Below are 17,646 nucleotides of genomic sequence, written 5' to 3'. Positions count from 1 at the left end.
TTTTATTTTAGCGATATCAAATAGGATTCAACTTGTTTTTCGTATATCAAATACATATCTGAAGCATTTACATGTTCAAAGTATTTTTTATAATTTTTATTCATCTCGTCTAAGCAATTTTCAAATGAATTATTATTATCGATATCAAAAACCAGTCCGTTTTCGCTAGTTACCAAATCGTCCTTACACCCCACTTTATTACTTACTATGATAGGTAAACCAAAAGTAAGCGCTTCCTCAATTACTAGTCCCCATGGTTCCGACTTAGATGGAAGAACAAAAACATCAGCTGATTTATAAATCTGATTTAGATCTGTATTGTTTATATAACCTAAAAAACTAATATTACTCTTAGATTTTCTTTTTAGGTTATTTGCTTCTGGCCCATCGCCGGCAATAATCAACTTTTCGGGTCTTTCATTAAATATATCTACTAGAAATGACAAGTTTTTCTCTTCAGATAATCTTCCAACATACAGATAGGTTAATGTTGAATCATCTTTTTTCTTATAAGAATATTTAAAAGGACTCCTTATATAATTAGGAATACCTACACCATGAGTAAATGTTATTTTTCCTTTAAACTCTATTTTTTCTAGTATTTTTTTTTGTAAAACTCCAGAAGGGTAGGCTGAACTCATTCTTTTTAAGAAAAACTTTTTTAATAACCATGCATAACCATCTGTTTTTGTTTCATTTATACTACTTTCAATAACAACAGAATTTTTATCCCTTCTCACTAGAAAAGATAAAAATAATAATTCTTTTATTTCCCAGCCTGGGTAAACAAGTTTCGTGAACTCATCATTTCTTATTGTTTTATATATTTTGATAAGTGTTTTTAATTTATCACGATTTTCAAAATCACCAGTATTTATATACTCACTATTAAACTCATGATTATAATTGTAGAAATCATCATTTCGCATTTTTGATTTTTTTGCGATAAAAATCACTTTGATTCGACAATGCTTGGCCAGTCTATTAAAAAGATTCACTTTATAGAATGCAGGAACATTAGTAATAAAAATAAAATCGTAAGTATTCATTTAACATCCTGCTCAATGATTTCAACCCAGAGCTTTAATACCTGCTCTTTAGTATACTCTTTGATACTGGGTACTGCTTTGGCGGAGTATAGTTCTCTTAAGCTTTCATCATCCATAAGCTTTTTAATTGCTATTGATAATTCCTCACTGCTTTCCGCTTTAACTAAAATTCCATTATCTTTGTTAAGTATTGACTTCGGTCCTGCTGGACAATTAAAACTTATACAAGGTAGACCATATGAAAGGGCTTCAATAAGGACCATGCCCAAGCCTTCATAGCGTGATGATAAAACGAATACCTTAGCTTGTTCGTAATGCTTTCCTATATTATCAGTGAATGGGGCTAGCACTACGTTACTTAATTTATTATCGTTAATGTATTTTTCAAGTAGAGGTTTATCTGGCCCATCCCCAACTATTATCAAAGACCAGCCTTCAGTTGATATTTTAGACCAGGCTGAAAGCAAGAGGTCGAACCCTTTTTGCTCGACAAAACGCCCTATAGCTAACACATTATTTTCTTTCTTTAATGATTTTTTTTCTGGTATTTCAACAATGTTTGGAATTATTTTATGTTTATGCGAGGGAAGCCAAGAGTATTTCTTTGCATCTTCATTAGTTAAAGTAACAACTGCTGATATTTTTTTATAAATAATTTTTCGAATATATTTTAAAATTGGATTGATAACGTCATATTCAAAATGTTCAATAGCAATGATGTGTTTGCTACCGGATAATTTTGCTAATAGTGACATTTTTGTATCACATGATATGACAATGTCATTGTGTCCAATTGATTTTTCTAGCGACTTCTTTTTTTTATTTATATATCTTAAATCAAATAACATGCCTTCAATAAGTTTTTTTTTCCTATTATACATGCTTTCTTCATATTCATTTTTCAGAATGTGAATATTAACCTTTTTCGACGGTTGAAAATATAATTCGGAGTTTGTTTTATATAAACTAATTATTTCAACGTCATAATTATCTGAAAGTGCATTAGCTAAAGAAACAGATACCCTCTCTATTCCTCCTCTGGATGAAATATCTCCTAATAAAATCTTGATTGCTATCTTTTTATTGATTGGAGATGAAGAATTTTTGGAAAACTCGCTCACTGCTATTTTCATCCTTATAAAAATTAATTACATTGTTAACCATATTACGCTGCTCCTGATAATCATCTTGTCCATCGAGCAATTTTTTCAATTCATCTTGCAAGGAATACTGACTGAAGGTGTGAGCTCCTGGCATCCAAAATTTAACGGGTTCAAGTGTAAAACCACCTCTTGAGTTCCCATATGCATCAATGTCGGGGACAAGAAAACAAATAGGCCGATCGAGCAGCATATAATCGAAATAGATAGAGGAATAATCCGTAACTAAAATATCCATCTTGTTTAGCAAGTGATTGATATCTAGATTTATTTCATGTAAGGTCTCTGTCTTTATTATTGTTATATTATTGGTCAATTCAGTTGAAATGAATGTTTTTTCTTCGAAAGGATGAAGTTTAATAAAAAGTTCTGCATTATTTTCATCAAGGAAAGTATCCAGAGCTTCTATGTTAAAGTCAGTGACACGTAAAAAGTTATTTTCTTTAATTGCACTGCCATCCGAGTACTGCAATGCTGTTTGATTCTCTCGAAAGGTTGGAGCATATATTATTTTCTTTTTATTAATTCTGGATTTTTTATCTGTAACATCTATCGGTCGACTTTGAAATAAAAAATCATTTCTAGGTTGCCCTGTTATATATACATTATTTGCTTTCTCTCTGAAACAGGCTGAAATTATAGAACGCATGATCTCGGATGTAGCTATTCTATTTGCAGAGTAGTCTTCCATACCTACGTTATCAAACTCACCTAGATAGCATATTTTTTTCAGAGGCATTCCATGCCATAAACTAATATATATCTGTGAAGCTGCTTTAGTTCCAATCATTTCATTATGGGTTGTAATAATGTATTTACTAGTAAAATAATGGTAGAGAGACTTAAATGTGCCTGTTTTAATTATATTAATATTGAGATCATTAGCTTTACAGTCGCTTTCGACGAGCCAAATTATTTTGTAATCATTGTGATTTTTACTTATAAATTCACTTAGTGCTTTAGCATTCCCTGAGATATCTGGTCGACTCTTAAATATTATTTTTTTATTGTTTTTAGGTATGATTCCACTTATAGCACTAATTACTTTTTTTATAATTCTAGCGGCTTTTTTTTTACTTATCATTTGGGCATTGACCTTACAACTTCGATAATTTCAGTGGTAGATATTGATGGTGTTCTTGGTAAGTAAATGACGTCACAGGCTTCTTTCACCCAGTCAAAACGCCCGACCCAATCATCGCCCATGACTAAAATTGCTGCATTATATTGCTTGATGTAATCTAGTTTTAGCTCTAGAGATTCCTCAATGAATACTTCATCAACAAATCGTAATGAGCTAATAATTTTTACTCGATCATTTTGGCAATAAATAGGATATCTTTTCTTTTTGCTAAAGTTTAACTCATCTGATGAAACACCAACAATAAGTTTATCTCCATAAGATGCCGCACGTTCCAATATATTTATATGACCTACATGGAAAACATCAAATGTTCCAAATGTAATTATTGTTTTCATGGTTAATCCAAATTATATATTCTTAAAATTTAAGTTTAATTGACATGTCTTAGTTGAAATATTTACTATAACAATGACTAAAACCAAAATTAACCATTATAATTTATAATGGTTAATTTTGTTTTTTGAATAATAACAATGTTCTTGCAGGGTGATTATTTAATAAAATGCCATGAAGAGTTTGGGGTTTGATTATTTTAAATCAAATTTCCCCCTTGATGCAGTTCAGAGATTCAATGGTTGTATTTTAATCGATCATTTATCTTTTTCCTATTACGGACTAAAAGTGTTAATATTTATCTGTATATTAATTATCTAATTATTGTATTTTTTAGTAAAGCTCAACTCTTCTTTTATTAATGAGAAGCAACTTGTTTTATTAACATGATATGATTTACAAATAGTAATTATGGAATAGGAGTAAGTCCTAAAGGAAGAACAACTAAAAAACCAATTTCTTAGTGGATAAATATACTTAGAGAAATGTTCTGGTCTATGTGTACTCTACCTCTAACGCAATTATCCACGCTACCGCCCTTGGCTTACAGCTGCCAACGCACTGATATTGCGCTCTTATCTTAGTGGCTAATTGCGGGCGTTTCTACACAATTTCCATTTAGCTTAAGGGGCGTCATATTTTGACTCAACAACCCAGATTTTTGTGTTATAACAATCCCACATATTTCAGTTATTTTCGTATTTATACTCTAGAATTACAAGCGAAACGTGATAATTAGTTTAGTGTTATTTATTTGAGTGGCGGCACATATGTGGTGTGGGCGACTTCCCCATCATTCTTTTCCCACCATTTTGTTGTGTATATCTGATGATGAGTAGATTTGTGTGTCTAAGGCTGATTCGTGAGCTGCCAATAAAACTTAACTAATTGTTATGTATTAAGATTTTATGATGAGATGTTATGTGGTCTTATTGAGTATTCTGTAAAAGTATCATTAAATTATTACCGCAGTTCTTTCATTTTAAAATTTAGATTTTTGTTAAAATTGGTGTTGTTAAACAACAAAGCACTGTGGTCATCAATGTTTCTGATTATGGCGGGGGTCTTCGACTTTACAGCTTCTCTTGAAGCATTCGACCACACGCCATTTGATGGCATTTTTGACAGTGACTTTTGCTTTTTATACCAGTTTGATACCCGCAATTTTTACTAATTAGCCGGATAATTGCTGGTTTTTATTCGGCTGGCTCTCTATAATCTCGCGCAACCTTTTTTCCCCTTTCTGAATCATGGCAAGCCACTTCTATACTGGCTGGGATTACACTTTATGAGCGAAAAATACGTCGTTACTTGGGATATGTTGCAAATTCATGCCCGCAAATTGGCACAGCGTTTACTGCCTGCTGAACAATGGAAAGGTATCATCGCGGTTAGCCGTGGTGGGTTAGTGCCGGCGGGTATTCTGGCGCGCGAGCTGGGTATTCGTTATGTCGATACCGTTTGCATCGCCAGCTATCACCATGATAACCAAGGTGAGCTTAAAGTTTTGAAGCGCGCAGAAGGCGACGGTGAAGGCTTTATCGTGATTGATGACTTGGTTGATACTGGCGGTACGGCGAAAGCTATCCGTGAAATGTATCCTAAAGCACATTTTGTGACCATCTTTGCCAAACCAGCGGGTCGTCCACTAGTCGATGACTATGTGATTGATATTCCTCAAGGTACCTGGATTGAGCAGCCGTGGGATATGGCGGTAACTTTCGTCGCGCCTTTGAGCGGCAAATAATTTAGTGTAATTTAAATGCCCGGTGCCTACCGGGCGTTTCATTTTCCGCGCAGTATGAGTACACTGACCCCATCTGACCAGCCCTTAACGGGCCTGAATCACGGCTTATGGAGGCTATTGTTACTATGGCACAAGCCAACCTTTCTGAAATTCTGTTCAAACCAAAATTCAAGCATCCTGAAACCTCTACTTTAGTGCGGCATGCTCACTGCAATAATGCGGTGACGGTTCACTCGGCACTGGATGGCGATACTACCCATCATTGGTACCGCATGATTAACCGCCTTATCTGGACTTGGCGTGGTGTTGATCCTCTGGAAATCGAAGAGGTATTATCACGGATTGCCTGCTCGAAAGCGGAACACAGCGATAATGACTTGCTGGATACCGTGGTGGGTTATCGTAACGGTAATTGGATTTATGAATGGGCCCATCAGGGGATGCAGTGGCAGCAAAAAGCCATGGATGAAGCGGACCCAATGAATGCCGGCCAGTATTGGCTAAATGCGGCTAATTTATACAGCATCGCCGGTTATCCACATTTGAAAGGTGATGAGTTGGCCGAGCAAGTCGAGGTGCTGTCTAACCGCGCTTATGAAGCCGCCGCCAAGCATCTGCCTTACACTTTGAAAGAGCTTAGTTTTGATATTTCAGATGGCGGGACTCTTAATGGGTTCCTGCATCTGCCAACCATCGGCAGCGCGCCATTCCCGACGGTACTGATGTGCGGCGGGCTGGATACATTGCAAAGTGATTATTATCGCCTGTTCCGAGACTATCTGGCTCCCAAAGGGATAGCGATGTTGACCATCGACATGCCGTCCGTCGGGGCTTCGTCAAAGTGGAAACTTACTCAAGACACCAGTTTCCTGCATCAGCAAGTGTTGCAAGCATTGCCAACAGTTCCTTGGATTGATCACCAGCGCGTCAGTGTTTTTGGTTTCCGTTTTGGTGCCAATGTGGCGGTTCGTTTGGGGTATTTAGAACCGCAACGTGTGCGTGCTGTGGCGTGCCTCGGCCCGATTGTGCACCATCTTCTGTGTAATGCCGATAGTCAGCGCAAAATGCCCGACATGTATATGGATGTGATGGCTAGCCGCTTGGGAATGGCAGATGCTGCGGATGAAATACTCAGAGCAGAAATGAACCGCTATTCTTTGAAAACGCAGGGGTTATTGGGGCGACGCTGTCAAACACCAATGTTGGCAGGCTTTTGGGAAAATGACCCTTTCAGTCCGAAAGAGGAAGCTAAACTGATTTGTTCTTCTTCCGCTGATGGCAAATTATTACCCATATCATCAACACCACTATATGACAATTTCCATCGTGCATTATTGCAAACCAGTCAGTGGTTAGAAGATAAAATGCGTTAATGAGTTGCTAATTTTTAACAGTTTGCTAAAAAGGTGGGCCTACATAAGGAGATTTAAGAATGACGTCAACCAGTGCTCATCCTAAAAGTAAGCTTATGAAACGTTTTGCCGCTTTAGGGCCATACCTGCGTGAAGGGCAGTGCCAGAATGACCGATTTTTCTTTGATTGCTTAGCTGTGTGCGTCAATGTGAAGCTTGCTCCAGAGAAGCGTGAGTTCTGGGGATGGTGGATAGAACTGGAACCGGCGGCTGATCATTTTACCTATGTTTACCAGTTTGGTCTGTTTAATAAAGATGGCAACTGGAAAGCGGAAAAGATTAAAGATCCTGAAGTACAAGAGAAACTGGAGACCACGCTGCGTGGTTTCCATAAACGCCTCGCCGAGATGCTGACTTCCATTGAAATGAGATTGGAGCCAGCGCAAGATTTCAGCGAACAGCCGGTTAAGTTGTTGGCGTAAAAATAGACTTGTTTAACGGGCATTGCAGGCGTATATCCAACCTGCAATGCCAATTAAGAAGCTGATACGCAAAGTACTTGGCATAACGGCTCCCGCCTGTTAAAAAGACTCCTATACCCTTTCTTTTATTCTTCATCCCAACGGCAGAAAAATTATGAGTGGCAGCCAGACTTTGGTTGTGAAATTGGGGACGAGTGTTCTGACCGGCGGCTCCCGTCGTCTCAACCGTGCCCATATTGTTGAATTGGTGCGCCAATGCGCCCAGCAACACGCAAAAGGTCATCGTATTGTTATTGTTACTTCTGGAGCCATTGCGGCCGGACGTGAACACTTGGGTTATCCGGAATTACCCGCCACTATTGCCTCGAAGCAATTATTAGCCGCGGTCGGGCAAAGTCGGCTTATTCAACTCTGGGAACAGTTGTTCTCAATCTACGGTATCCATATCGGCCAGATGTTGCTGACCCGTGCTGATTTAGAAGATCGCGAGCGTTTCTTAAACGCCCGTGACACCATGAATGCTTTGCTGGATAACCGTATTGTGCCGGTAATCAATGAAAACGATGCCGTGGCTACCGCTGAAATCAAAGTGGGCGATAATGATAATCTCTCGGCACTGGCCGCGATTCTGGCCGGTGCTGACAAGCTACTGTTACTGACTGATCAGGCCGGGTTGTACACCGCCGATCCACGTAATAATCCAGCAGCTGAATTAATCCGCGAAGTGCATGGTATCGATGATGCTTTGCGCGGGGTGGCGGGCGATAGCGTCTCTGGCTTGGGCACGGGCGGCATGGCAACAAAATTACAGGCGGCGGATGTGGCGTGTCGTGCCGGTATTGATGTTGTGATTGCTGCGGGCAGTCAGGTGGGTGTCATTGCTGATGTGATTGAGGGGACGCCGGTTGGCACCCGATTCCACGCGCTGGAAACACCACTGGAAAATCGTAAACGCTGGATTTTTGGCGCACCGCCAGCGGGTGAAATCACCGTCGATGATGGTGCTGTTACTGCTATTATTGAACGGGGCAGTTCGCTACTGCCAAAAGGTATTCGCAGTGTGCTGGGGAATTTCTCGCGCGGCGAAGTTATTCGTATCCGCAATCTTAGTGGGCGCGATTTGGCTCATGGTGTGTCGCGCTACAACAGCGATGCTTTGCGTATGTTAGCAGGGCATCATTCGCAACAAATCAGTGAAATTCTCGGGTATGAATACGGCCCGGTGGCTGTTCATCGTGACGATATGATTGTCAGCTAAGGAGCAAGTATGAGCATGCTGGAACAGATGGGGAAAGCCGCTAAACAGGCCTCCTGGCAATTGGCGATGCTGAGTACGGCAAAGAAAAATCAGGCTTTGGTCGTGATAGCCAATCTGCTTGAGTCTGAAAGTCAGGCCATTTTACAGGCTAATGAACAAGATATGGCAGTTGCACGTGACAGTGGCATGAGTGAGGCGCTGTTGGATAGGTTGTTGCTCAACCCCACGCGTTTAGCCGCCATTGCAAATGATGTGCGCCAGGTATGCCGGCTGAATGATCCTGTAGGCCGGGTTATTGACGGCAGTTTGCTCGACAGTGGCTTGAAACTGGAGCGCCGCCGCGTACCTCTGGGTGTCATAGGTGTCATTTATGAAGCTCGCCCCAATGTTACAATTGATGTGGCTAGCTTATGTTTGAAGACCGGCAACGCGGTTATTTTGCGTGGCGGTAAAGAGACACACCATACGAATCAGGCGACAGTGAAAGTTATTCAGCAAGCGCTGGAGCAATGTGGCTTACCGCCCGCAGCTGTACAGGCGATCGAAAGCCCGGATCGCGAGTTGGTCACTCAATTGCTGCGTATGGATAACTATATCGACATGTTGATTCCACGCGGGGGCGCGGGCTTACATAAACTGTGCCGTGAGCAATCCACTATTCCGGTTATTACCGGAGGTATTGGTGTTTGCCATACCTTTGTCGATGAAAGTGCCGATTTTGAAAAAGCACTGCTGGTCATTGAAAATGCTAAAATTCAGCGCCCAAGTGCGTGTAACTCATTGGAAACCTTGTTGGTTCATCAGGCAATCGCCGAGCGCTTCCTGCCGGTGTTAAGTGCCAGAATGCATGCTTTGGGTGTGACACTGCATGCCAGCTCGCAAGCTATGCCGTATCTGGCGGAAGGTAAAGCCAAGGTTGTGCCTGTGAAAGCCGCTGATTATGACGATGAATGGCTATCTCTGGATCTCAATGTGGATATTGTGGCTGATATCGATGCTGCCATCGACCATATCCGTGAACATGGCACCAGCCATTCTGATGCTATTTTGACCCGCTCATTGAGTAGCGCCGAACATTTTGTTCGTGCGGTTGATTCTTCTGCTGTTTATGTCAATGCCAGTACGCGTTTCACTGATGGCGGCCAGTTCGGTTTGGGCGCAGAAGTGGCAGTCAGCACGCAAAAACTTCATGCCCGTGGCCCAATGGGATTAGATGCACTGACAACTTATAAGTGGATTGGTTACGGCGATGATTTAATCCGTATCTAAGATATCCGGTATATTTAATCACTTTAAAGCGACATTTGGCACCTGCCGATGTCGCTTTATTTTTATCCTGCCACTTTTCACTGCAGAAAATCTGAGATAATAAACCCTCTATATTGTGAAATAGATCATTATTCGATGAAACACAGTTATAGCTATTCATAACATTCTTTCCTGAAAAATAGACAACCAAACATTTGTTTGGTTATTTGTTGATTAATACTTATCTTGTTGATTATCTATCTTTATTTTTAGGTGGATATTCTGCATATAAGATTATTACTGTTTAAATTTAATTTAATAATAGGAATAACTTGAGTTACTTCACAAAAAAGTGGCTGTAACTGCTTGAAAACGTGCTTACGATCATTCTCCCAACTTTGAAACAGACTAATAAAATATGCTTTACTCTATCCGAACAAAATAATAAAACAGACACATGTTTAAAAACAAACAAGTGTCCATTATGACCAGCCGAGAAAAACAAATATTGCAGCTTCTGAGACGAGATCCGTTGATCCCCCAGCAAGAAATTGCCGATATTATAGGCATAAGTCGCTCGGGTGTTGCCGGTCACATTATGAATCTGATGCAAAAGGGCTATATCAAAGGGAAGGGATATATATTATCTGAGCACAGCTACGTGGTGGTGATTGGATCTGTCAATATGGATGTTTGTGGCTATGCTGCCAGCAAACTTATTTATGAAGACTCTAATCCGGGAAAAATAAAATGTACTCCGGGTGGGGTTGGTCGAAACATTGCCGAAAATATCGCTTTATTAGGAAAAGAGTGTCATTTAATTTCAGTGGTGGGTGATGACTTTTACGGTGCTACATTGGTTGATGAGGCCAAACGAGCCGGTGTTAATGTCAGCAATTGCCACAGCCTTCATGGGGAAAATACCTCAACTTATGTTTCGCTACTGGATAATAGTGGGGAAATGTTGGTGGCGATTAATGATATGCGTATTTTAGAAAAATTAACGCCATCATTATTGGCTACCACCAAAGAATTAATTCAGCATGCTGGAATTCTCGTTATTGACTGTAATTTAACAGAAGAATCGCTCTCATGGATATTTACCAATGCCGGTAATGTACCGGTCTTTGTCGATACGGTATCCGCATTCAAAGCTCCCAGAATTAAGAACTGGCTATCTCATATTCATACATTGAAACCTAACCGCCTTGAAGCAGAAATATTGAGTGGTATGAAGATTGATAGCCGCGATGATATTCCAGCCGTAGCGAATTGGTTCCATCAACAAGGTGTCCAACGGTTGGCACTGAGTATGGGTAAAGATGGCGTTTATTTCAGCGAAATTGATGGGCAGACCGGCTGGTCACTGCCACTGAATATCAACATTGTTAATGTGACCGGTGCCGGAGATGCCATGATGTCAGGGTTAGCAAGTTGCTGGCTCGATGATATGGAGTTTGCTGAAAGTATTCGTTTTGCTCAAGGGTGTTCAGCATTAACGCTTTCCTCTGAACTGACCAATAACCCCAATCTGTCGAATGGCAGTGTCAAAAAACTATTGGAATTACAACCATGAAAAATAATGAAGTGGCACAATCTTATTTAGATATTTCACCAGAAGTTGCGCAGGCCTTGGCGCAAAATAAAGCCGTCGTGGCATTGGAATCCACTATTATTTCTCATGGGATGCCTTACCCACAAAATGTTGAAACGGCTTTACTTGTTGAACAGAAAATTCGTGAAAATGGCGCAATCCCTGCCACAATTGCTGTAATAAATGGCCGAATGAAAGCGGGTTTATCCCGTGATGAAATAGAATTGTTGGGGAAGGAAGGTCATAGCATCATGAAAGTCAGCCGCCGTGATTTACCTTTTGTGGTGGCTAATGGGCAACATGGTGCAACAACAGTGGCTTCCACCATGATTATTGCGGAAATGGCCAATATTAAAGTCTTTGCAACTGGAGGTATCGGCGGTGTACACCGGGGCGCGGCAACGACATTTGATATTTCAGCAGACTTACAAGAACTGGCGAAAACAAATGTAACCGTGGTCTGTGCAGGGGCTAAATCTATTTTAGACTTAGGTTTAACAACTGAATATCTGGAAACCAATGGCGTTCCGGTTATTGGTTATCAAACTCGCTCACTACCTGCATTCTTTTGCCGTACCAGTCCATTTGAGGTCAGTATTACTTTAAACACAGCGGAACAAATTGCTGCAGCAATGAATGCCAAGTGGGGAATGGGGCTACGCGGGGGAATGGTTGTTGCTAATCCAATTCCTGAACAATATGCGCTATCAGAAAGTATGATTAATGCTGCTATTGAGCAGGCAGTTAAAGAATCAGAAGAGCAGGGCGTTATCGGTAAGGAAAGTACACCATTCCTATTAGCCAGAGTAGCTGAACTAACCGGTGGTGACAGTTTAAACGCCAATATTCAGCTGGTATTTAATAATGCGAAGTTGGCAGCCCAAATCGCCTGTTCATATCAGAATGTTATTTAATGTATAGAAAGGTAATACGCCTTAAATAGTGTCCTTATTACAGTTGCTAAATAATAGCTCATATTCTTGAGGTGCCCTGACACATTTGTTGTCCGAGGGGCACCTTTTCGAGCATGGGCCTATCTATATAGATACTTCGGGGGATTTATGGATTTATTGCGTAGTTTGGCAGGGATGTGCATATTATTACTTATCGCCTATATTTTCTCGGTAAATAAAAGAAAAATAAGATTAAGGACGGTGGGAGCGGCATTATTACTACAAATAACGTTAGGTGCAGTGATGCTCTATGTCCCTGCCGGGAAGTGGTTTATTTCCTCTATCGCTAATACAGTTAATAGAGTTATTTCTTATAGTGACGCCGGTAGCGCATTTATTTTTGGTGGTTTGGTTAGCCCAAAAATGAATGAGTTATTTGATGGCGCAGGTTTTGTTTTCGCTTTCCATGTATTACCCGCCATTATTTTTATAACATCATTAATTTCCATCCTTTATTACTTGGGGATTATGGGCTGGTTGATCAACATTCTCGGCTCTATTTTTCAAAAATTACTGGGTATCAGCAAAGTTGAATCATTTGCCGCGGTAACGACTATTTTCCTGGGGCAGAATGAAATTCCTGCCGTAGTAAAACCCTTTATTAATAAGATGAACAGCAATGAGTTGTTTACCGTGATTTGTAGCGGCATGGCATCCATCGCGGGTTCTATGTTGGTTGGATATGCTGGCCTCGGTGTTCCAATTGAATATTTATTGGCGGCATCATTGATGGCTATCCCTGGTGGGATACTGTTTGCTCGGATTATCAGCCCTGCGACTGAGGAGTCAAAAGTAGAATTTAATGAAATGACTTTCAGTGATAAACGCCCAGCCAGTATTATAGAGGCCGCCGCTAATGGTGCGATGCTGGGGCTGAAAATTGCAGTTGGGGTGGCTACTGTGGTGATGGCCTTTGTCGCGTTGATAGCATTAATTAATGGTATTATTGGCGGTATCGGTGGCTTATTTGGTTTTGAGCACCTTAGTCTTGAAAGTATGCTTGGTTATGTGTTCTCGCCTCTGGCTTATATTATGGGGGTGTCGTGGGAACATGCTTCTTTGGCTGGCGGTTTTATTGGCCAAAAATTAGCAATTAATGAGTTTGTCGCCTATCTGAGTTTCTCTCCTTATCTGAAAGAAACTATCGGGACGTTAGATGTAAAAACTATTGCTGTTATTTCTTTTGCTCTGTGTGGTTTTGCCAACTTTGGCTCGATTGCTGTGGTCGTGGGGGCATTTAGCGCCGTTGCTCCTGAAAGAGCCTCTGAAATTGCCCGCTTAGGATTCCGTGCATTATTAGCGGCTACATTATCTAACTTGATGAGTGCCACTATTGCCGGTTTGTTTATTGGTCTGGGGAGCTTATTGCCGGGGTAGGATGATAAGCAATATCATTAGGTCAATATAACACTGAGTGCATTAATCTACCAATCTATGGGTTAGTGCACTTACTTTATATTTAATCTAACGTATGGCGCTTGAGGTAATAACTGATTTTATAATCAGCCGGATTAAAGGTAATCACCGAAAAATCCACAATCACCCCATCAGTAGTATTAGACACGGCCAATAATTGCATTAATAGGGTTCGTGGGTCGCAATGGAGTTGTAGAGCGAACTCCTGGTTGGCAACAATGGGTAAGAATGTTTGTCGGCAACCCTCAATCTGATAATTAGCCTGTTTTTCAATAAAGTCATATTTTGACGATTCAAGATGATGGTAGGTTAAATCCGGCATCAGAATGACAGGTAGATAACTTTCTTCTATTTGAATAATCTGTTTATCCGCATAGCGTAATCTCTTGATATAATAGGTTTTGTCATCTTGTTGGATATTTAACTGACTGGCTATAGCCTGTGGAGCCCTAATGATTTTGAATTCAGACACTTCTGTGTGAGGTGTCTTGCCAAGCATTTTCATATGTTCAGTAAAACTGTTCAGATGATTATTGTCGTGTTTAAGATCTTTCCCGATAATAAAAGTGCCTCGACCCTGCTGGCGCTCTAATAAACCATCCTGAATTAAAACATCCAATGCTTTTCTGACAGTCATTCGTGATACAGAAAAACGTTCAGCTAACTTAATTTCAGAGGGTAAGCAATCACCCACAGAAACATCTTGATGATTTATTAACTTTCGAATATTGGTAACTAGATTTTTATATACCATTTTTATACCTATTTGGATGGAGATGTTCATCACAAGTATTTTCATAACATACTAATAATTAATCAGTAAAACTCAATCGGTATGAAAAAAAGTTAAAACGTCTAACTTTTAAGAAAATAATATACAAGTGCGACTAACGATTTAATGCAATATTGGTCACATATTTTTATCAATCGCCAAATCATAACCTTCCTATTCCATAGAGTGATGACTGTTCACACTCAAGAGGGACGCTGTCATGTTAAGTTCGTTTAATCGGTTTGGCGGGGCAATGCTCGGTGCGGTGCTACTCTTTCCTTTTGCTGGGATGATAGTCGGGCTATCTTTGGTGCTGCAAAATCCAACCTTTGCCAGTCCAGATGGTTTATTTTTCCAATTATTAAAAATCATTGAATCCGGTGGCTGGACTGTATTTAACAATATGGGATTGTTATTCGCTGTTGGCTTACCTATTAAATTAGCAAATAAAGCGCCAGCGTCAGCCTGTTTGGTTTCTTTAATTACCTATCTGACCTTCAATGCTTTTCTCGGGGCAATGTGTGAAGTTTGGGGCGCACATTGGGGTGTTAATTTTGCACAAGAAACAGGTGGCACCAGCGGTCTGGCGATGATTGGCGGTATTAAAACACTGGATACCAGTGTGATTGGCGCAATTTTGTGTGGCAGTTTGGTTACCTGGATTCATAACCGTTATTACTCAACCAAATTACCTGACTATATCAGTATCTTCCAAGGCGCAGCTTTCGTTAATATTCTTGGTTTTATTGTTATGTTACCGCTGGCTTTTATAACATTAATGCTGTGGCCAAAAGTGCAGTTAGGCATGATTTCATTGCAAGGTTTTATTTTGCATGCCGGTAACTTTGGTATCTGGTGTTATATCTTCCTGGAAAAAATTTTACTACCTACTGGTCTTCATCACTTTGTTTATAGCCCTTTCCAATATACGGATGTTGCTGTGCCCGGTGGTACTACCCTGTATTGGCTCACGCATTTACAAGAATTCAGCCAATCTACTGAACCTTTAAAACAGCTGTTCCCAGCAGGTGGTTTTGCTATGCAGGGTAATGGTGCGGTATTTGGTGGTTTAGGAATGGCGTTGGCGATATACAGCACGGCAAAGCCGGAAAATAAAGCCAAAGTTGCGGGCTTGCTAATTCCGGCAACAATTACCAGCATGTTTATTGGTATTACTGAACCGCTGGACTTTACCTTCCTGTTTATTGCTCCGGCGCTATTTGTGGTGCATGCCATGCTTTCAGCCACCATGACCGTCGTGATGTATAGCTTAGGTGTCGTGGGGAACTTTGGTTCTGGAATACTCGAGTGGGCGACACAAAACTGGATACCGATGTTCAGTCACCATGCCAATGTCATGATAACTCAAATTATTGTTGGTGTTATTTTCAGTGGCGTCTACTTCCTGATATTCCGTGTTTTGATTCTCAAATTTAATTTCAAAACATTGGGCCGTGAAGACAGTGATCTCAAGCTTTATTCAAAACAAGATTACAAGCAGAAAGGCGAAAGTCAGGGTGATGAGTTCCAACAGCGCGCCAGTGCTTATTTAGAAGCTGCAGGTGGGAAAGACAATATTGCCAGCTATACCCACTGCTTTACCCGTTTAAGATTAGTTGTAAAAGACATGAGTCGTGTTCAACCAAGTACAGCATTCAAAGCCTATTCCGCGATTGAGGTTTATAAAAATGGTAATGATGTACAGGTAATTGTTGGCAACAATGTAACGCATATTTATGAACAATTTGCAGAGTTGATGAATTAAGGAGTTTTTAGATGAAAAAATCATCCATTTTGATTGCTGGTGGTGGTTCAACCTATACCCATGGCATTATTCTTATGCTGTTGGATAATTTACACCGTTTCCCTATTTCGGAAATAAAACTGTATGACGATGATGGCCCTCGCCAAGAAGTTATCGCCAAAGCTTGTGAGATTATTTTGCGTGAACAATCCAGCGGAATAAAGTTCTCCTACACCACCGATCCTCAAGCTGCTTTTAGCGGGGTTGATTTCGTGATGGCACATATTCGGCAGGGCAAACTTCCGATGCGTGAAAAAGACGAAAAAATCCCAATGAAATACGGCTGTGTTGGGCAAGAAACCTGTGGTGCGGGGGGAATTGCCTATGGTATGCGCTCTATTAGTGGAGTGCTGGAAATTCTTGATTATATGACAGAATATTCCCCGAATGCCTGGATGCTTAATTACTCTAATCCGGCCGCTATTGTTGCCGAGGCCACTCGTCGCTTACGTCCTACTGCCCGTATTTATCATATTTGCGATATGCCTATCAGTATTGAAGAGGCAATGGCTAAAATATTGCATTATTCTTCCGCGGAAGATTTAGAAACTCGTTATTACGGGCTCAATCATTTTGGCTGGTGGAGTTCTGTGCGTGATAAAGCTACCGGCGAAGATTTAATGCCAAAATTGGCTGAACACGTACGCCAATATGGTTATGCTGATGAGCAAGGCGAGGGTAAAGAAGAAATAAGTTGGAATGAAACTTTTGCTAAAGCTCGCGATAGTTTTGCATTAGACCCTGGCAGCTTCCCAAACACCTATTTGCAATATTATCTGTACGGCGACGATATGGTAGCACATACCTCACCAGACTATTCCCGCGCAAATGAAGTGATGGAAGGCCGAGAAAAGTTTGTGTTTGATGAATGCCGTAAAATTATTGCTGAAGGCAGTGCGGAAAATACTCAACTTAAAATTGATGAACATGCGTCTTATATCGTTGATTTAGCACAGGCTATTGCATTTAATACCAAGCGCCGCATGTTATTGATTGTGCCTAATAAAGGTATCATCAGTAATTTTGATCATGATGCGATGGTTGAGGTACCTTGTCTGGTAGGTGCGGAAGGGGTTGAGCCATTAGCTATTGGCGATATTCCGACTTTCCAGCGTGGCCTGTTATATCAACAGCATGCAGTAGAAAAATTAGTGGTAGATGCTTGGATTGAAAAGTCCTACCAAAAATTGTGGCAAGCACTGACATTGTCTAAAACTATTCCAAGTGCCAAAGTGGCGAAGCTGATTTTAGATGATTTAATTGAAGCTAATAAATCCTATTGGACGCTGAACTAGCCATGACTAAACACCGTTATGGTCTATTGGGATTGTAAC

At 40.6% G+C, this 17,646-nt stretch carries 15 protein-coding genes; 10 read left to right on the top strand and 5 right to left on the bottom strand.

What is annotated here, in order from left to right; all coding sequences use genetic code 11:
- Positions 1–2: 2 nt before the first annotated feature.
- The 4 genes from DXZ79_RS15180 to DXZ79_RS15165 are packed head-to-tail and all read right to left on the bottom strand — an operon-like array spanning position 3 to position 3,688.
- On the bottom strand, positions 3–1,049 hold the full coding sequence (locus DXZ79_RS15180) for a glycosyltransferase family 4 protein (RefSeq protein ID WP_038631396.1): 1,047 nt from the start codon (positions 1,047–1,049) through the stop codon (positions 3–5).
- The gene (locus DXZ79_RS15175; protein WP_230852375.1) at positions 1,046–2,170 is read right to left on the bottom strand and encodes a glycosyltransferase family 4 protein; all 1,125 of its coding nucleotides are present in this window, start codon (positions 2,168–2,170) and stop codon (positions 1,046–1,048) included. The genes DXZ79_RS15180 and DXZ79_RS15175 overlap by 4 nt, the downstream gene beginning before the upstream one ends.
- Positions 2,130–3,293 (bottom strand): CDP-glycerol glycerophosphotransferase family protein, encoded by a 1,164-nt coding sequence (locus DXZ79_RS15170; RefSeq protein WP_038631398.1) that lies wholly within the window; start codon positions 3,291–3,293, stop codon positions 2,130–2,132. The genes DXZ79_RS15175 and DXZ79_RS15170 overlap by 41 nt, the downstream gene beginning before the upstream one ends.
- Positions 3,290–3,688: an FAD synthase family protein gene (locus tag DXZ79_RS15165; RefSeq protein ID WP_038631400.1), complete on the bottom strand. Its 399-nt coding sequence runs from the start codon at positions 3,686–3,688 to the stop codon at positions 3,290–3,292. The genes DXZ79_RS15170 and DXZ79_RS15165 overlap by 4 nt, the downstream gene beginning before the upstream one ends.
- Before the next feature lie 1,286 nt (positions 3,689–4,974).
- Between DXZ79_RS15165 and gpt the strand changes: the two genes are divergently transcribed.
- The 8 genes from gpt to DXZ79_RS15120 all read left to right on the top strand — a co-directional run bounded on the left by gpt (position 4,975) and on the right by DXZ79_RS15120 (position 13,697).
- Complete coding sequence (gene gpt, locus DXZ79_RS15155; RefSeq protein WP_038631403.1) at positions 4,975–5,433, top strand: xanthine phosphoribosyltransferase; 459 nt, start codon at positions 4,975–4,977, stop codon at positions 5,431–5,433.
- A 125-nt stretch (positions 5,434–5,558) separates the two neighbouring features.
- Positions 5,559–6,806 carry an esterase FrsA gene (gene frsA / locus DXZ79_RS15150; protein WP_038631405.1) on the top strand — a complete coding sequence of 416 codons (1,248 nt, stop codon included), beginning with the start codon at positions 5,559–5,561 and terminating at the stop codon, positions 6,804–6,806.
- Between the two features lie 59 nt (positions 6,807–6,865).
- Positions 6,866–7,267, top strand: coding sequence for a sigma factor-binding protein Crl (crl, locus tag DXZ79_RS15145; RefSeq protein ID WP_038631408.1), 402 nt, complete (start codon positions 6,866–6,868; stop codon positions 7,265–7,267).
- A gap of 154 nt (positions 7,268–7,421) precedes the next feature.
- The gene (gene proB, locus DXZ79_RS15140; RefSeq protein WP_038631410.1) at positions 7,422–8,525 is read left to right on the top strand and encodes a glutamate 5-kinase; all 1,104 of its coding nucleotides are present in this window, start codon (positions 7,422–7,424) and stop codon (positions 8,523–8,525) included.
- Between the two features lie 15 nt (positions 8,526–8,540).
- The gene (gene proA / locus DXZ79_RS15135; RefSeq protein ID WP_038639368.1) at positions 8,541–9,794 is read left to right on the top strand and encodes a glutamate-5-semialdehyde dehydrogenase; all 1,254 of its coding nucleotides are present in this window, start codon (positions 8,541–8,543) and stop codon (positions 9,792–9,794) included.
- Between the two features lie 436 nt (positions 9,795–10,230).
- Positions 10,231–11,349 carry a PfkB family carbohydrate kinase gene (locus DXZ79_RS15130; RefSeq protein ID WP_038631412.1) on the top strand — a complete coding sequence of 373 codons (1,119 nt, stop codon included), beginning with the start codon at positions 10,231–10,233 and terminating at the stop codon, positions 11,347–11,349.
- Complete coding sequence (locus tag DXZ79_RS15125; protein ID WP_050291396.1) at positions 11,346–12,281, top strand: pseudouridine-5'-phosphate glycosidase; 936 nt, start codon at positions 11,346–11,348, stop codon at positions 12,279–12,281. The genes DXZ79_RS15130 and DXZ79_RS15125 overlap by 4 nt, the downstream gene beginning before the upstream one ends.
- Before the next feature lie 147 nt (positions 12,282–12,428).
- On the top strand, positions 12,429–13,697 hold the full coding sequence (locus DXZ79_RS15120; RefSeq protein WP_038631416.1) for a NupC/NupG family nucleoside CNT transporter: 1,269 nt from the start codon (positions 12,429–12,431) through the stop codon (positions 13,695–13,697).
- Positions 13,698–13,779: 82 nt separating this feature from the next.
- Here the strand turns inward: DXZ79_RS15120 and DXZ79_RS15115 are convergent, their stop codons facing one another.
- Positions 13,780–14,490: a GntR family transcriptional regulator gene (locus DXZ79_RS15115; RefSeq protein WP_042562463.1), complete on the bottom strand. Its 711-nt coding sequence runs from the start codon at positions 14,488–14,490 to the stop codon at positions 13,780–13,782.
- 238 nt (positions 14,491–14,728) lie between these two features.
- On the opposite strand from DXZ79_RS15115, the gene DXZ79_RS15110 reads away from it, so the two are divergent.
- Positions 14,729–16,273 carry an alpha-glucoside-specific PTS transporter subunit IIBC gene (locus DXZ79_RS15110; RefSeq protein ID WP_038631418.1) on the top strand — a complete coding sequence of 515 codons (1,545 nt, stop codon included), beginning with the start codon at positions 14,729–14,731 and terminating at the stop codon, positions 16,271–16,273.
- 11 nt (positions 16,274–16,284) lie between these two features.
- Positions 16,285–17,607, top strand: coding sequence for a 6-phospho-alpha-glucosidase (locus DXZ79_RS15105; RefSeq protein ID WP_038631420.1), 1,323 nt, complete (start codon positions 16,285–16,287; stop codon positions 17,605–17,607).
- Positions 17,608–17,646: the final 39 nt, after the last annotated feature.

It is taken from the genome of Yersinia rochesterensis (assembly GCF_003600645.1).
In the GTDB taxonomy this organism is placed as follows: Bacteria; Pseudomonadota; Gammaproteobacteria; order Enterobacterales; family Enterobacteriaceae; genus Yersinia; species Yersinia rochesterensis.
Note: the sequence above shows the minus strand (reverse complement) of the source record. Positions and strands in the feature narration are given on the sequence as shown.

What these genes read in the sequence shown, in the direction of transcription:
- DXZ79_RS15180 (WP_038631396.1), bottom strand. Translation starts at nt 1,049, where the DNA reads ATGAATACTTACGATTTTATTTTTATTACTAATGTTCCTGCATTCTAT.
- DXZ79_RS15170 (WP_038631398.1), bottom strand. Translation starts at nt 3,293, where the DNA reads ATGATAAGTAAAAAAAAAGCCGCTAGAATTATAAAAAAAGTAATTAGT.
- DXZ79_RS15165 (WP_038631400.1), bottom strand. Translation starts at nt 3,688, where the DNA reads ATGAAAACAATAATTACATTTGGAACATTTGATGTTTTCCATGTAGGT.
- gpt (WP_038631403.1), top strand. Translation starts at nt 4,975, where the DNA reads ATGAGCGAAAAATACGTCGTTACTTGGGATATGTTGCAAATTCATGCC.
- frsA (WP_038631405.1), top strand. Translation starts at nt 5,559, where the DNA reads ATGGCACAAGCCAACCTTTCTGAAATTCTGTTCAAACCAAAATTCAAG.
- crl (WP_038631408.1), top strand. Translation starts at nt 6,866, where the DNA reads ATGACGTCAACCAGTGCTCATCCTAAAAGTAAGCTTATGAAACGTTTT.
- proB (WP_038631410.1), top strand. Translation starts at nt 7,422, where the DNA reads ATGAGTGGCAGCCAGACTTTGGTTGTGAAATTGGGGACGAGTGTTCTG.
- proA (WP_038639368.1), top strand. Translation starts at nt 8,541, where the DNA reads ATGCTGGAACAGATGGGGAAAGCCGCTAAACAGGCCTCCTGGCAATTG.
- DXZ79_RS15130 (WP_038631412.1), top strand. Translation starts at nt 10,231, where the DNA reads ATGTTTAAAAACAAACAAGTGTCCATTATGACCAGCCGAGAAAAACAA.
- DXZ79_RS15125 (WP_050291396.1), top strand. Translation starts at nt 11,346, where the DNA reads ATGAAAAATAATGAAGTGGCACAATCTTATTTAGATATTTCACCAGAA.
- DXZ79_RS15120 (WP_038631416.1), top strand. Translation starts at nt 12,429, where the DNA reads ATGGATTTATTGCGTAGTTTGGCAGGGATGTGCATATTATTACTTATC.
- DXZ79_RS15115 (WP_042562463.1), bottom strand. Translation starts at nt 14,490, where the DNA reads ATGGTATATAAAAATCTAGTTACCAATATTCGAAAGTTAATAAATCAT.
- DXZ79_RS15110 (WP_038631418.1), top strand. Translation starts at nt 14,729, where the DNA reads ATGTTAAGTTCGTTTAATCGGTTTGGCGGGGCAATGCTCGGTGCGGTG.
- DXZ79_RS15105 (WP_038631420.1), top strand. Translation starts at nt 16,285, where the DNA reads ATGAAAAAATCATCCATTTTGATTGCTGGTGGTGGTTCAACCTATACC.